We start from the raw sequence: 14,882 nt of genomic DNA, 5'->3' as shown, positions 1-14,882 counted from the left end.
CGCGCCCGCCGCATCGAAGGGTGTCTGCAGAATGCGGGCAGAGCGGGACACGATCTGCGCAAGCTCGTCGACGCTGTAGAACTCGAGGTGGAAGCTGATGCCGAAGCGATCGCGCAGCGGGGAGGTCAGCAGCCCGGCCCGCGTGGTGGCACCGATGAGGGTAAAGGGAGGCAGGGAGATCTTGATGGAGCGGGCTGAGGGTCCCTCGCCGATAAGGATATCCAGTTCGTAATCCTCCAGCGCAGGATAGAGGATCTCCTCTACCACGGGGCTCAGACGGTGGATCTCGTCCACGAAGAGCACGTCGAAGGGCTGCAGATTGGTGAGGATGGCCGCGAGATCGCCGGGCTTGTCCAGAATGGGCCCCGAGGTGACCTTGAGTCCGGCACCCATTTCCTGGGCGATGATATGCGCAAGGGTGGTTTTCCCAAGGCCGGGCGGACCGAACAGCAGTACGTGGTCCAGGGCCTCATTGCGACCGCGGGCCGCATCGATGAACAGCGCCAGGGAGTCGCGCAGACGCGGCTGGCCCAGATACTCCTGCAGATGCCTCGGTCGCAGGGCGCGATCGAGCTTGTCGTTGCCGTCTTCCTCGAGACTCAAGGGGCCGCGCTCTACCATGCTATTGCTGCACTTCTCCCATGGATCCGCAAAGAGAAACCCGCACCCGTCAATGCCGTGCGAGGGATTTCAGGCCCTGACGAATGAGTTCCTCGATACTCAGTCCCGCATCGAGTCCGGCGAGGGCCTGGCTCGCGTCCGACGCCTTATACCCCAAGCTCTGCAGCGCGGCAATGGCCTCCTGACGCGGGTCGCCCGTTGCCGGCGCGGTACCGGCAGATCCGCCCGCCAGTTTGTCCCGCAGTTCGACGATGAGGCGCTCTGCGGTGCGTGCGCCGACGCCGGGAATGCTGGTGAGCCGACGCACATCACCATCGCGCAGGGCCTGGCGCAGCTGCTCGACATCCATGCCCGAGAGACAGGCCAGGGCAACCTTGCCGCCGATCCCACTGACCTTGATGAGCTGCCGGAATATATCGCGCTCGGCCCGCTCCCGAAAGCCATAGAGCAGGTGCGCGTCCTCTCGCACCACGAGATGCGTGTGCAGGCTCAAGACAGCGCCATCCGCCGGCAGCTGGAAAAAGGCGGACAGGGGCATCTCCAGCTCGTAGCCGACGCCGTTCACCTCCAGCCACAGCCACGGTGGGCGGCGCTCCAGGATATGCCCGCGCAGGAAGGCAATCATCGCGACGACTCCCGTGCCCAGATCGAAGACGTGCCCGCGTGGTGGGCGTGGCAGATGGCGCAGGCGAGAGCGTCGGCGGCATCTGCCTGGGGCGCCTCGGCAAGGCTCAACAATACCCGCACCATGTGCTGCACCTGCTCCTTGGCGGCATGGCCGCCTCCCACCGCGGCCTTCTTGATCTGCAGGGCCGTGTATTCGTGCACCGGCAATCCTCCCTGCAGGAGGGCTACCAGCGCCGCTCCCCGGGCCTGCCCCAGCTTCAGGGCAGAATCGGCATTGCGCGCCATGAAGACCGCCTCGATGGCTGCCGCCTCCGGTCGGAACTCCGTCAGCACCTCCACGAGACCCGCGTGGATGGCACCGATACGCTCCGGAAAAGGCCGGCCGGCCACGACCATGCAACCGTAGCCGATACTGCGCAGACGCCCGCGCCCATCGACCTCGATGACACCGTAACCCGTGCGCAGGGAACCCGGGTCAATCCCGATGATGCGCAAAGGACCCCGCCACTTTCAGGAAGCCGCTTCCAGACGCGCCATTTCTTCGTCGCTCAGGCTGTAGTTGGCGTAGACGTTCTGAACGTCGTCGTTCTCTTCCAGGGCCTCCAGCAGGCGCATGAGCTTGTCGGCGTCGTCGCCACTGACCTCAACGGTGGTTTCCGGGATCATGGTCAGCTCGACCTCCTCGGGTTTGAGCCCCGCGGCTTGCAGCGCCTCGGCAACGCCGTGCAAGGCCGTCGCCTCGGTGTAGACGACGATGCGCTCTTCCTCCGTCACCACGTCTTCGGCACCCGCCTCCAGGGCGGCTTCGAGGACGCGATCCTCACCGGCGTCCACCGGTAGGGTGATCATGCCGCGCCGCTGAAACAGGTAGGCGACAGAGCCTGAGGTGCCGAGATTGCCGCCGCGCTTGGAAAAGATGTGCCGAATCTCGGCGACGGTGCGCACCCGATTGTCGGTCATGGTTTCGATGAGGATAGCCACGCCATTGGGGCCGTAGCCCTCGTAGGTGACCTCTTCGTAATCGATGCCCTCGAGTTCCCCGGTGCCGCGCTTGATGGCGCGCTCGACGGTATCTTTGGCCATGTTGTTGGCATAGGCCTTGTCCAGAGCCGTACGCAGGCGTGGATTGCTCCCCGCATCGCCGCCGCCGGCGCGGGCTGCCACCGTGATCTCGCGGATCAGACGGGTGAAGATCTTGCCTTTCTTGGCATCCTGGGCCGCTTTGCGAAATTTGATATTGGCCCACTTACTGTGACCGGCCATGGTAACTCCTTGCTAGCTCTACGGGTATCCAACACGAATGAAGCGACATCATAGCGCACCCGGCGCGCGGGCGTCATGCCAGGGTGGCGATGGCGCTCATGGTGGCGCCAAGAATCTCCGAAGGCTCTGCCTGCTCCAGAAAGTGCAGCGGGACGCCGTAGCGAAGGCGGGGATGCTGCCGCACCGACCAGGTACGCCAGTCCGAGGGATATTGGTGCACGCCGATGACCTTGGCAGGCACCACCGCCGCGCCACTCTCCCGCACCAGCCAGCCCAGACCGCGGCGCACGTCGTTGCGAGCGATGCCACCCTCGGGGAAGATCCCGAGGACCCGCTGGGCCGCCAGAACCCGGGCGGCAGCGCGCAGTGCCTGCAGATCGTGTCCGTCCCGTTTCACGGGAATGCAGTGGATGAGATCCAGAAAGGGACGCAACCAGCGTGCCTCGTAATATTCCCGCGCCACCAGAAAGGATACGACGCGACGGTTGCTGGCGATCAGGAGCAGCGGATCGATCACCGACAGGTGATTGCAGGCGAGGATGGCGGCACCCGTGTCGGGGACGGTACTGGCTTCCCAAGAGGCGCCCTGATACCAGCGGGCGTAGGCGCGAATGAGCAGGTGCAGACTACGCTGGCTTAAGCTCCATTCCGAGGCCCGATCCGGGCCATAGTCCCCCCGACTACGTCCAGTGCTCAGGAGACCTCCAGCATGCGATCCAGGGCCCGCCGTGCCGATTCTGCCGTCGCCGCCGGGACCTGGATACGGTTGCGCACCTTCCCTGCCACCAGATCTTCCAGGGTCTCGGCCAGCTGCTCGGGATCGATGCGGAACATGGTGGAGCACATGCAGACCATGGGCGACATGAACTCCACCAGTTTGTGCTCGTCCCGAACCTCATCGGCCAGGCGGCTGACAAGGTTGATCTCGGTGCCCACCAGCCACTCGCTTCCCGGCGCTGCCGCCTTGACGGTCTTCAGGATGAAATCGGTGGAACCGACATAGTCCGAGGCGGCGCAGACCTCGAAGGCGGACTCCGGGTGAGCGATCACCTTGCCCTCGGGGTGAGCCTTGCGCCACTGCTGGATGTGGGCCGGCTGGAACATCTGATGCACCGAGCAGTGTCCCTTCCACAGCAGGATACGGGCCGAACGGATCTCTTCCGGACTCAGGCCGCCCAACGGCAGATCGGGATCCCACACCGGCATGTCCCTCAGCGGAATGCCCAGCTGATGGCCGGTCCAGCGTCCGAGGTGCTGATCGGGGAAGAACAGCGCCTTGGGCCGTTGTGCAAAGGCCCATTCCAGCACTCTGCGGGCATTGGAGGAGGTGCAGACGCTACCACCGTGATCACCGCAGAAGGCTTTCAAGGCAGCGGAAGAGTTGACGTAGGTGACCGGTGTAATCTCGCTGTCGGGATCCAGTACGCTGCGCAACTCGGACCAGGCCCGCTCCACCTGCGCGATATTGGCCATGTCGGCCATGGCGCAGCCGGCATTGAGGTCCGGCAGGATGCTGATCTGCTCCGGGCGACTCAGGATATCTGCCACCTCTGCCATGAAGTGGACGCCACAGAAGACGATGAATTCTGCTCTCTGATTCGCTGCGGCGCGAGACAGCTGGAGCGAGTCGCCGTGAAAATCGGCGTGCCGATAGACCTCTTCCCGCTGGTAGTGGTGTCCGAGGATGACCAGGCGGTCGCCCAAGGCCTGTTTGGCTGCACGTATCCGCGCATCCAGGGCAGCGGCGACCCCGGGTCGGTCCACATAGAGCCTGACGCTTTCCACACTCATCGTCCATCTCCCGGTCCGCCACGGGTGGCGGCCATACGCATCACGCTACGAGGCCAGGCTGCGACCGTCAAGAACCAGATGGAACTGCCGTAGAATGGCGTCGCGGTTGGTGGCCGAGCCGCAGCGGCGGGCTGCCTCCAGCGGGGCCAGCCAGACAAAGGCACGATGCTCCGTGGGTTGCAGCCGGGGGTTCCGGGGCTCGGCAAGGGCCAGGGTAAATACGTGCTCCTCATTGTCCTCCACGTCCGCCGGGTAACGTTCGCGCCAGGGCGGTCGGATGGGAAAGCGATTGCGCACCCCGGTGTCCACCAGCCCCTGCGCCGAGAAGCCCGTCTCCTCCAGGAGCTCCCTGCGCGCCGCACTCTCCCAGTCCTCGCCGGGTTCGAGACTACCCGTCACCGACTGCCAGAAGCCTTCGGGCTGCAGGCGCTCCAGGAGCAGCACCGCCTCGGCGGTGTGTACCAGCACGAGTACGGACTTAGGAAGCTTGGCCATCGTCCAGCACCCCGGGGCGCAGGCGGATACCCAACTCCCGCAGTTGCCGTTCGGCCACAAGATTGGGCGCGTCCGTCAGCAGGCAGCCCGCCTTCTGGGTTTTGGGGAACGCGATGACATCGCGGATGGTGTCTGCGCCGCTCATCAGCATGACCAGGCGGTCCAAGCCGAAGGCCAGGCCGCCGTGGGGAGGCGCGCCAAAGCTGAGGGCATCCAAGAGAAAACCAAACTTGTTGCGCGCCTCTTCGGGATCGATGCCCAGGGCCGCAAAGACCTGCTCCTGAACATCGCGTCGATGGATGCGGATGCTGCCGCCGCCGATCTCGTTGCCGTTGAGCACCAGATCGTAGGCTCTGGCCAGAGCCTGCTCGGGATCGCTCTGCAGGCGGGCCAGGCTGGTCTCCTGGGGTGCGGTGAAGGGATGGTGCGTGGACACCCAGCGGCCTTCCTTTTCGTCCTGCTCGAACATGGGAAAATCCGTGATCCACACCGCCCGCCAGTCCCCTCGCAGGAGTCCGCGATCCGCGGCAATGCGGTTGCGCAGATTGCCCAAGGTCTCGTTGACGATCTTGGCACGGTCGGCGCCGAAGAAGAGGATGTCGCCCACGGTCGCGCCACTGCGCTCCAGCATCGTCTGCAGGAAAGCTTCCGGCAGGAACTTGACGATGGGCGACTGGAGACCCTCGCTGCCCCGATCCAGAGCATTGATCTTGATCCAGGCCAGGCCCTTGGCGCCGTAGATGGCAGCAAACTCGGTATAGGCATCGATCTGGGTGCGGCTGAGGTCTGCCCCGCCCGGTACGCGCAGACAGGCCACTCGCCCCCGGGGCATTTCCGCGGCCGCACGGAAGACCTTGAACTCGACGGTCCGAGCCAGGTCCGTCAGCTCCGTCAACTCCAGAGGATTGCGCAGGTCGGGCCGGTCGACGCCATAGCGACGGATGGCCTCGGCGTAGGGCATGCGCGGAAAGGGATCGCCCAGATCTACGTCGAGAAGCTCGCGGAACAGGCCGCGGATCATGGGCTCGGCAATGGCCATGACCGCCTCTTCATCGACGAAGGAGGCCTCGATATCCACCTGGGTGAATTCCGGCTGCCGATCAGCGCGCAGATCCTCGTCGCGAAAGCAGCGGGTGATCTGATAGTAGCGTTCGAGTCCGCCGACCATCAGCAGCTGCTTGAAGATCTGGGGGCTCTGGGGCAGGGCGAAGAAATGCCCAGGCTGGGTGCGCGAGGGGACCAGGTAATCCCGGGCGCCCTCCGGGGTCGAGCGCGTCAGTACGGGCGTCTCCACGTCCACGAAGCCGCGCTCGTCCAGATAGTGGCGGAGATAGCGGGTGACCCGATGGCGCAGACGCAGGCGTGCTGCCATCTCTGGTCGGCGCAGGTCCAGATAGCGATATTTGAGGCGCAGATTCTCGCTGATGCCGTCCTCATCCAGGGGGAAGGGCAGGGGCTCGGAGCGGTTGAGCACCTCGATGGTCACCGCCTGCAGCTCCACCGCACCGCTGCTGAGTTCCGGATTCTCGCTTCCCGCTGGCCGCGCCCGCAGAGGGCCGCGTACCCGCAGCACATATTCGGCGCGAACCTGTTCCGCGACGGCGAAGGCCGCTTCCCGACTGGGGTCGACGACGATCTGCACCAGTCCCTCCCGATCGCGCAGGTCGAGAAAGATGACCCCACCATGGTCGCGCCGCCGCTGTACCCAGCCGCAGAGTGTGAGTTCCGAACCGATGAGGTCGGTACCGATTTCATTTGAATAGTGTGTGCGCATGTGCGTCCGGCCCAGATAAGGAAAAAGGCCCCGAAGGGCCCGTACATGTTGTCCTGCGCCGTCGGTGACGTCAATGACAGGCGCAACTGCCTCCCGCGCAGGGCGGCGTTGCCGGCTCGCTGGACGCGCTGCTGGCGGCTTTGCTGCCGCCCTTGAAGTCCGTCTGGTACCAGCCGCTGCCTTTCAGGGCAAAGCCGCCCGCTGCCAGCTGTCGCTCGAGACCTGGTTGGCCACAGGCAGGGCAATCCACCAGGCGCGGATCGGTCATACGCTGCTCGATGCTCAAGGCATGCCCGCAGTCCTTGCATACATACTCGTAGGTTGGCATTGTGGTATTCTCCACGCTTGAACAGCAGAATCTGCTGGAACATAAATACGTCCACTGGCCACGATTTTCAAGAGGTGAGGACAACCGCCGTGTTGCCGTGCCGCCTTCGCGCGAGGCTCGCTGCCGATTTTCTCCCCCGTCGATGGGGGTCGCGATGAGTGTCGCCGATCAGTTGCACGCCGCCTTGCAGACCTTCATTGCCCTGGTCGCCATTCTCAACCCCGTCGGTGCGATCCCCATTTTCATTGCCCTGACCAGCGATGAGACCCCGCCGCAGCGTCTGGCCACGGCCCGCCTTGCCGCCCGGGCGGTGGCCATCGTCCTGCTGGTGTCTGCCTTTCTCGGCGAATACATCTTGCAGTTTTTCGGGATCAGCATCGCCGCCTTCCAGGTGGCCGGTGGCATGGTGCTGATGCTGCTCGCCTTCAATATGCTGCAGGCCAAATCCAGTCGTTACCGGCACACGCCGGAAGAAGCCGCCGAGGGCATGCAGAAGGAGGACGTCGCGGTCGTCCCCCTGGCCATCCCTCTCTTGGCCGGACCGGGCACCATGATCACCGTCATTATCGCCCACCACAAGAGCAGTTCCTGGTTGTCCAGCGGTCTTCTGGTGTTGGATATCCTGGCCATTGCCGGGGTGGCCTACGTCGCGCTGCGTCTTTCTGGCCCCTTGTCGCGACGCCTCGGGGTTACGGGCATCAATATCTCCACCCGAATCTTTGGTCTGGTCCTCGCCTCCATTGCCGTGACCTTCATCGCCAATGGGCTCGCTGCCCTCTTCCCCGCGCTGACGCACGGTTTTGCCGGTCCGGGTGCCTGATCGTCCGGACTGCTGCCAGAGCCGGCCGTCTCCGCTCTGGTAGGCGGCGCAGTCGCGGCGCGTCAGCCCAAAGCCCACTGGAAAAAAAGCCGCCGATTTGCGTACAATGGCAGGATTTTTCATAGGTCGATAGCCGCCGGCCCATAGCAGCGATCCGGTACCGCGTGACGCCCAAGCCTATGGCCTCACAGATGCCGATGGCGAGCGCAGGCGCCGTCGGCACGCAATGCATCTGGGGTGACCAAAAATAAGCGCACAGACCTTAGCCAAAGACGAACGACTTCAGGAGCTGCAGGCAAAGTACGCTTGGCCTACGGTAGAGTACGAAGAGGGACTGACGGCGGCATCTTCCACCTTGCGTCGGCTGGGCGTGGATACCCTGCGGCGCGAGCTGTGGCTACCTATCGCTTGGGGCAAGGACAGCGCTGAGGTCATCGTCTGTGAGCCCGAGAATACGGCCCTGGTGGAACACATCCGTGAGGCCCTGGGGGTCTCGGAACTGCGTTTTCGCGTGGCCACGCCGGAAGACCTGGTCCGCCTCATCGAGAACAGTGCCGACCTCAATGCGCACTTTCCCGTATCCGGCGGACGCACGCCTCTGGCCAAGGTGCGGACCTACCTGGCGGGTCTACGTACCCGTTACGCGGCGCAGCGGACGCGTTTCGCCCGAAGTCGCACGGGCCTTGCGCTTGCCCGTACGGGTCTGACCTTCATCAGTATCGCCGTCGCCTTTCTCCGCTTTTTCGGTGGCGGCACCCTGCTCTTCTTTGAGTTGCCACTACTGGTGCTGGGCGTGTTGGCCATCATCGACGGTATCCTCTGGTACTGGCCCGCGCGGCAAGAGTCGCGACAGATCCAGGAGTATCCGCCCTACGATCTCCCCCCGGAATACAGCGCCCTGGAGGTGGATACCTCTGAGGGCAGATGGCGATTTCGCCGTAGTCCCGTTGTGCCGTCGGCCAAGGCCCTGCGCGAGCGGTGGGATGGACTTTCACCGGTGGAGCGGCGCCGCTTTCTTGCCAACGACCGGACGGATCTTGCGGAGGAGCGCACCATACTGGCTTATCTGCGGGTGATGATGGCCCGCGCCCGCACCGGCCTTGCCTTCGCTCGCACCGGTATCGCTTTCGTTGGTATCGGCATCGCCTTCGTCCGCAAGTTTCCGCCGGGGCCATGGTCCATCTTCGATTGGACCCTCATCGCCGTCGGCACTCTGATGCTCATCGAGGGCTTCATCTGGTACCACCCGGGCCGCCACGCCGGCAATCACGCCCTGGCTGCCGTCGCCAAGAAGCGTGACCACGTCGGGCTCTGGGATCGAATTTTTCCCTCCTCCTGCCTGTACCGACAGGGTGTGGATCCCGTTGTCGAGGCCAACGGTGTGGCCGCCCAGCCCGGCGTCTATGCTACCACCGGCCTCGCCCTGGAGCGCACCACTCTGGCGGACAAGCGCAACGCCATGTCCCGCCTGCGCACCGTCATGGCCCGTGCGCGCACCGGCATGGCCTTCATCCGCACCGGCTTCAGCCTCATGACCGTAGGCGCGGGCCTGTACATCTATTTCCACTTCGCGCAGCAGGAAGACCTTTGGTGGACCCTTTTCGATGCCGGATTGGTACTCGCAGGTCTCTACCTGATTGTCGATGGGCTCATCTGGTACCTCCCAGCCGAACGCTCCAAGCGACACTCGCCCTTCGTGGCACCCCACTTCGAGATTGCCGATGCCGACTACCGTCTGCCCAAAAGCGCCTGGATTCGGGAGCACTACCGCCATGAGTCCTGATAGCGCCGCCTACGAAGGCCTGGTCCGCTCGGGTTACCTCAGTCCTGCGCAGTGGCAGGCGGCCCAGGACAGCGCCAATCGTCGTCAGATCCCCCTGGAGCGGGTGCTGCTTCGGGATTTCGGGCTCTCTCGCTGCGTCCTGCTCGACACCCTCTCCCAATACTATGGCTGTCCCGCGGTCCAGTACGACGAGCGCCTACCGGTGCCCACGGCGCTGTTCGCCGGGCTCGACCCCAAGATGCTCAGGGCGCAGGTCTGGTTTCCCGTGCGCCAGCTGGGCGAGACCGTGGTGATAGCGGCCGCCGTACCCGACAGCCCCAGCATGCGCGCCCAGGTACGCGAACTCCTACCCGCGGCTGCCTACGAATTCCGGGTTGCCCTGGGCGAGGACATCTTCTGGTACATTCAGGACTACCTGCACGCCGAAGCGCCGTTGCTCATCGGCATCGAGCGTACGGGGCTCGCCTACTGGCGCAATACCATGGCGCTGTGGCGAACCAAGCTCGCAGCGCACCGTACCGCCCACGCCCGGGCGCGCACCTCCATGAAGCTCTTGCGCTGGGGGCTGGCCATGGTGGCCTTGGCCCACGTGCTCACACACCTGCCCGACAGCGTGCTTTCCCCCTACTACTTGCCCATCCTCGTGGTCGGTGTCGTGCTGGCCGTCATCGGCCTTTTCGACTACCTGCAAGTGCGGGGATCGCGCATGGATCTCCCTTGTCAGAAGGAGCTGATCCAGATTACGGCGGCCAACATACGTTTCACCGAACGCTACCATCTGCGCGAACGACCCTGCCAGGCGCAGGACGACACCCACCTGGCACGACTTGCCGCCACCATCCCCCCCTACTGCTCCATCATTCCGCCGGTGCCTGCCAGCAAGGAGCGGACCTATCTCGCGCGGGAGCGCAACATGCTGGCGGCGCAGCGCACCATTGCCAGCAGCCACCGGACCTCCTATGCCCGCGCCCGCACTGGACTGTCCCTCATCCGCACGGGTGTCGCCTTCATCGGTCTGAGTATCGCCATCCACAAGATGCTCGGGATCACTCCCTACAGCTTTACGGAGTACCTACTCATGGGCGCGGGTATCCTCATGCTGGGGGACGGATTGATCTGGTATCTGCCGGTGCGCCGTCTGAAATACGGCATCGGGCGCGAGATAAAACCCTGAAAAGATCGTCTCGCCGGGTTCGGGCAAGATTCCATCACCGGACTGCAGCTGCGGTTGGCCGGGCTCTCGTTCAGATCCCCACAGAAAAAAGGCGCCCTGGTGCAGCCAGGACGCCTCAAGCGGGCTGAGAACGACTTAGGGCTTCACGTAGTCGAAACCGTGGGACTCCAATTGCATGATGCGGACGATGCCGGCCGGCACGATCACCACCGAGGGATCCAGCGGCGGCAGATGACCGGTCTTTTTCTTGAACTGCTCCATGCTGTTGTGACAGACATCGAACTCCACCCCTTCGGCGTTGATGGCCGCAATCCGGCTGGCGACGGGGCTGGAGGGAAGGTACATCTTGATGCCTGGGCCAAAGGCTACGACCACGATCTGCACCTTTTCCTGACCAAAGTAATTCAGCAGGTTCTGAGCATTGTTGAGGGTCAGATTCCAGCGGGCAGGATTGTCCTGGCTCACCTGCAGCACTACGTGAGCAATGGCGAAGGGGTGATCGTGGATGAAAGTGGGCTTGGCGTAATCGAAGTCCTTGAGCATCGACACGTTGGCCCAGGCTGGAGCAGCCCCAAGCAACAGCAGCGGCAGGGCCAGAGCAGTGAGCAGACGGGACAGACGGACGCTTGACATGAAAACTCTCCTTGAAGTCAAAAGGCGATCATGGCCTGCATGGCAAAGACGTTGTCCACGGCATTGGCCACGCTTGCGGAGACGGGATTGGGATGCGGCACATCCAAGGTACGGAAATAGTAACCTGCCATGACTTTGGTCAGCGGCGTGAAGTGATACTGCAAGCCGATGGCGAAGGTTTTGAAGATGCGATTCTGCGCGGGATTATTGGGTAAGCGATTGTAATAGTCGTAGCGCAAGTTGGCCTCGATGTGGTGGGTAAAGAAGAGCCCCACTTCCGCCATATAACCCCAGGCCCGATTCTCCTGGCCCGGATAAAGCTGGGTGTTGGTCAGGGGTGCGGGGAGGCCGGGGGCGCTGCTGAAGGCCGCTGGCGCATCGATCCAGCCCGAGCCGCGGATATATTCAAAGCGCAACTGCCGTCCCCATGGCTGCATGTAACCCTGAAGATATTGCAGATCGACGCCGTAGCGATCCATATTGTAGCTGTGACCGTCCAGCAGGGGCTGCGCGTGTTGATACCAGAGGCCGCCTTGGATATCGCTGCGGAACGGCCCCTTCCCGCCCAGCACATAGGCCAGCTGCAGGCGCGCCGCCTCCATCGGGCTATTGGACTGATTGCCCGCAGCGACGGTGCCGTACATTCCCACCATGGCGCCGTAGGTAAACTCCCATGGACCGTGGCGGAACCAGTCAAACAGCATCACGCCAGGATAACGGAAGCCATTGATGCCCAAGGTGTCGGTACCTGGTACCAGGTAATTGCCGCCCAAGGCCCGGACTGGCTGATAGGGCTTGCCCGAATCGTACATGGTCTGGTTCATCAGCTGCGTGACCACCGTCGGGCTGATGACGTAGTTGTAGCTCATGAATCCTTGCATCGCGCCTTCGGCACTGGGCGCGCGGATCAGGCCTACCTCGACTCGGGCTCCTGGGATATAGCTGAAGGTGAAATGACCGTCAATCAGGCCCGGCTGATATTTGCCACGGATATTGGTAAAGCCGTTGTTACCGAATTCGCCGCCGAAGAAATAGGAAATATGGGGATTGATATTGCCACGCAGCATGATCCGCGCCCGCAGGATCTGCGCCGTCGTACTCTGCGTGAAGTTGGGCCCCACTAGGTTGATGTGTGGTATTTGATGGTTCAACGCATCTTCCGTGCCCGACTGCGCGTAAAGACTCGGCTCGATGAAGCCAGATACGCCGAAGAGCGGCGCTTTGGCAGGCGATATTCCCTGTAGCGCAAACCAGTTGGCGGCCTGAGCCAGCGGCGTCCAAACCAAGGCAGCAAGGAATAGCGGAATGATCCTCTGGGCATGGCCTTTGCGGTTTATTCTCTGCATGATCGTCATCTCGCGGTAATGGAATAATGTCCTTCGTGACAAGTATCAGCAAGTTGTGTGCCATTTCCTCGAGAACCCTCCATTTCCCAAAACTGACGCCCCGTCGCGTCCGCGCGAGACCCGTTTCTGGACCACAGGGCACGGCGAGTCCCGCCGGCTTTGCGCGGTTAAGGCCATACCATTGAGTATCCGGCAATATAGTGATGCCCTGATGAGTAGCTGCTCGACTTACTCCGCGAGACTGCCCGATGGTATCCTCACCGGGTTTTCCAAAGGACGACACGGGCGAGGTAGAGAGGTGGAGATGGATGGCGAGTCCGCCAGCGCACAGCTGGCTTTTGGGAGCAGTGATATCCTGCCCGAGGGAGCCTTGGACGAGGCGCTGCAGCGGGCGGCGCAGGAGGGGCGGGCGCTGCGAGTCAAGCTCGGAATGGATCCGACGGCTCCGGATCTGCACCTCGGTCATACCGTGCTGCTGCACAAAGCCCGTCAGTTTCAGGATCTCGGACACCAAGTACTGTTCCTGATCGGCGATTTTACCGCCCGCATCGGCGACCCCACGGGCAAGAGCAGCACCCGGCCGCCCCTGTCGGCTGAGGCGGTAGCGGCCAATGCCGAGACCTATCGCCAGCAAATTTTTCGGATCCTGGACCCACAGCGGACGGAAATCGTCTTCAACTCGCATTGGCTCGACGCCCTGAAACCTCAGGAACTCATCCAGTTGGCGGCCCGCTACACCGTCGCCCGGATGCTGGAGCGGGACGACTTCAGCAAGCGCTATCAGGCGCAACAGCCCATCGCTGTGCACGAATTTCTCTATCCGCTTCTGCAGGGCTACGACTCCGTTGCCCTGCGTGCCGATGTCGAGCTCGGCGGCACGGATCAGCGTTTCAATCTCCTGGTCGGGCGGGAATTGCAGAAGGAATACGGCCAAAGACCGCAGGTAGTGCTCACCATGCCCATCCTCGAAGGCCTGGACGGCACCCAGAAGATGTCCAAATCTCTGGGCAATACCATCGCCCTCGAGGACCCTCCGGAGCAAATGTTCGGTAAGCTCATGTCCATCTCCGATACGCTGATGTGGCGCTACTACGCTCTGCTCTCAGCAAAATCGCCGCAGGAGCAGCTAGTTCTGCGACGTCAGGCCGAGGCGGGCGCGCTCAACCCTCGAGACTGCAAGCTCGACTTGGCGCAGGAATTGGTCGCCCGTTTTCACGGCGAGGAGGTGGGTGTTAACGCGCGCGCGGCCTTTCTTGCGCAATTTCAGCGGCGCGAAGTTCCCGACGATCTGCCAACACAGACCCTGCGTATCGACCCACCCCGGACCCTGGCCAAATGTCTGCAGGCCCTGGGCTGGGTACGCAGCAGCAGTGAAGGCATGCGCAAGATCCGCGAGGGGGCCGTGCAACTCGACGGTATCCGTATCGAAGAGCCCAGCCTCGTCCTCGAGGCAGGGACCGAACACCTTCTGCAATTCGGCAAGCGGCACATCGCGCGCGTTTGTCTGCAAGGAGAGGAAACAGACCATGCCTGAATCAGCGCAGCTCTACGATTACTGCCTACCGCTCCTGGACGGGCGCGAACAGTGCCTGCGGGACTTTGCCGGACAGGTGCTGCTCATCGTCAACACCGCCAGCCTCTGTGGCTTCACGCCCCAGTATGCCGGCCTGCAGAAGCTCTACCAGACCTATGGTAGCCGGGGTTTCAGCGTGCTCGCTTTCCCCTGCAACCAGTTTGCCCATCAGGAGCCCGGCAGCGCCGAGGCCATCGGTGATACCTGCCACGGTCGCTTCGCCGTGACCTTCCCGGTCTTTGCCAAAGTAGAGGTGAACGGTCCGGGCGCCACCCCCCTCTTTCAGTATCTCAAGAGCGCCCTGCCCGGCTGGTTCGGGCCTCGCATCACCTGGAACTTCACCAAGTTCCTCGTCGACCGTCAGGGCCGGCCCCACAGGCGATTTGCCCCTCGGGTGGCGCCCGAAAAGATCGCCCCCGCCGTCGAGGAACTCCTGCGCCGACCGGCCTGAGCCCTGCTGCGGCCCGCGGTGGGCCTGGGCAGCGACGGGTGCCCAACCCGGTACGGCGGGGGTGTTGACAGCCCTCGGAGCCCGCGTATAATGCGCCCTCACCACGCAGCACAGCTGCTGCGCGGGAAGCTCCCAAAGCTTCCCAACTGTTCTTTCCCAACCGAGTGGAGATGTGTGGGGTTTAGGCCCAGAGGGCGATCTGG

The 14,882-nt window shown here is 63.3% G+C and carries 16 protein-coding genes; 5 read left to right on the top strand and 11 right to left on the bottom strand.

What is annotated here, in order from left to right; genetic code table 11:
• From ruvB to Q0C23_RS02370, 9 genes are all read right to left on the bottom strand, one after another.
• On the bottom strand, nt 1-621 hold a 621-nt coding region (ruvB, locus tag Q0C23_RS02410; RefSeq protein WP_291510785.1), incomplete at its 3' end, for a Holliday junction branch migration DNA helicase RuvB.
• A gap of 49 nt (nt 622-670) precedes the next feature.
• Entirely contained in the window at nt 671-1,246 is a 576-nt protein-coding gene (gene ruvA, locus Q0C23_RS02405; protein WP_291510784.1) for a Holliday junction branch migration protein RuvA, read from the bottom strand.
• Complete coding sequence (ruvC, locus tag Q0C23_RS02400) at nt 1,243-1,743, bottom strand: crossover junction endodeoxyribonuclease RuvC (protein WP_291510783.1); 501 nt, start codon at nt 1,741-1,743, stop codon at nt 1,243-1,245. Before ruvC ends, ruvA begins: the two co-directional genes overlap by 4 nt.
• A 15-nt stretch (nt 1,744-1,758) precedes the next feature.
• The gene (locus Q0C23_RS02395; protein ID WP_291510782.1) at nt 1,759-2,511 is read right to left on the bottom strand and encodes a YebC/PmpR family DNA-binding transcriptional regulator; all 753 of its coding nucleotides are present in this window, start codon (nt 2,509-2,511) and stop codon (nt 1,759-1,761) included.
• 73 nt (nt 2,512-2,584) lie between these two features.
• On the bottom strand, nt 2,585-3,124 hold the full coding sequence (locus tag Q0C23_RS02390; protein ID WP_291510907.1) for a 1-acyl-sn-glycerol-3-phosphate acyltransferase: 540 nt from the start codon (nt 3,122-3,124) through the stop codon (nt 2,585-2,587).
• Nucleotides 3,125-3,204: 80 nt separating this feature from the next.
• The gene (nadA, locus tag Q0C23_RS02385; protein ID WP_291510781.1) at nt 3,205-4,302 is read right to left on the bottom strand and encodes a quinolinate synthase NadA; all 1,098 of its coding nucleotides are present in this window, start codon (nt 4,300-4,302) and stop codon (nt 3,205-3,207) included.
• Between the two features lie 45 nt (nt 4,303-4,347).
• Nucleotides 4,348-4,797, bottom strand: coding sequence for a dihydroneopterin triphosphate diphosphatase (nudB, locus tag Q0C23_RS02380; RefSeq protein ID WP_291510780.1), 450 nt, complete (start codon nt 4,795-4,797; stop codon nt 4,348-4,350).
• Complete coding sequence (aspS, locus tag Q0C23_RS02375) at nt 4,781-6,571, bottom strand: aspartate--tRNA ligase (protein WP_291510779.1); 1,791 nt, start codon at nt 6,569-6,571, stop codon at nt 4,781-4,783. The genes nudB and aspS overlap by 17 nt, the downstream gene beginning before the upstream one ends.
• A gap of 70 nt (nt 6,572-6,641) precedes the next feature.
• Entirely contained in the window at nt 6,642-6,899 is a 258-nt protein-coding gene (locus Q0C23_RS02370) for an FmdB family zinc ribbon protein (protein ID WP_291510778.1), read from the bottom strand.
• A gap of 154 nt (nt 6,900-7,053) precedes the next feature.
• Here Q0C23_RS02370 and Q0C23_RS02365 point away from each other — a divergent pair, with 154 nt between their 5' ends.
• The 3 genes from Q0C23_RS02365 to Q0C23_RS02355 all read left to right on the top strand — a co-directional run bounded on the left by Q0C23_RS02365 (nt 7,054) and on the right by Q0C23_RS02355 (nt 10,676).
• Nucleotides 7,054-7,719, top strand: coding sequence for a MarC family protein (locus Q0C23_RS02365; RefSeq protein ID WP_291510777.1), 666 nt, complete (start codon nt 7,054-7,056; stop codon nt 7,717-7,719).
• A gap of 247 nt (nt 7,720-7,966) precedes the next feature.
• Nucleotides 7,967-9,502, top strand: coding sequence for a hypothetical protein (locus Q0C23_RS02360; protein WP_291510906.1), 1,536 nt, complete (start codon nt 7,967-7,969; stop codon nt 9,500-9,502).
• Nucleotides 9,492-10,676 (top strand): type II secretion protein, encoded by a 1,185-nt coding sequence (locus tag Q0C23_RS02355; protein WP_291510776.1) that lies wholly within the window; start codon nt 9,492-9,494, stop codon nt 10,674-10,676. Before Q0C23_RS02360 ends, Q0C23_RS02355 begins: the two co-directional genes overlap by 11 nt.
• A 135-nt stretch (nt 10,677-10,811) precedes the next feature.
• Here Q0C23_RS02355 and Q0C23_RS02350 read toward each other — a convergent pair whose 3' ends face one another.
• Together Q0C23_RS02350 and Q0C23_RS02345 are read right to left on the bottom strand one after the other, a co-directional pair.
• Nucleotides 10,812-11,309 carry a DsrE family protein gene (locus Q0C23_RS02350; protein ID WP_291510775.1) on the bottom strand — a complete coding sequence of 166 codons (498 nt, stop codon included), beginning with the start codon at nt 11,307-11,309 and terminating at the stop codon, nt 10,812-10,814.
• Between the two features lie 17 nt (nt 11,310-11,326).
• Nucleotides 11,327-12,655: a porin gene (locus Q0C23_RS02345; protein WP_291510774.1), complete on the bottom strand. Its 1,329-nt coding sequence runs from the start codon at nt 12,653-12,655 to the stop codon at nt 11,327-11,329.
• 298 nt (nt 12,656-12,953) lie between these two features.
• On the opposite strand from Q0C23_RS02345, the gene tyrS reads away from it, so the two are divergent.
• Nucleotides 12,954-14,189, top strand: coding sequence for a tyrosine--tRNA ligase (tyrS, locus tag Q0C23_RS02340; protein ID WP_367273172.1), 1,236 nt, complete (start codon nt 12,954-12,956; stop codon nt 14,187-14,189).
• Nucleotides 14,182-14,679: a glutathione peroxidase gene (locus Q0C23_RS02335; protein WP_291510772.1), complete on the top strand. Its 498-nt coding sequence runs from the start codon at nt 14,182-14,184 to the stop codon at nt 14,677-14,679. The genes tyrS and Q0C23_RS02335 overlap by 8 nt, the downstream gene beginning before the upstream one ends.
• The last annotated feature ends 203 nt before the right edge of the window (nt 14,680-14,882 follow it).

It is taken from the genome of Acidithiobacillus sp. (genome assembly GCF_023256195.1).
In the GTDB taxonomy this organism is placed as follows: domain Bacteria; phylum Pseudomonadota; class Gammaproteobacteria; order Acidithiobacillales; family Acidithiobacillaceae; genus Acidithiobacillus_A.
The sequence above is the reverse complement of the archived record's forward strand: the minus strand, read 5'-3'. Positions and strand labels throughout refer to the sequence as shown.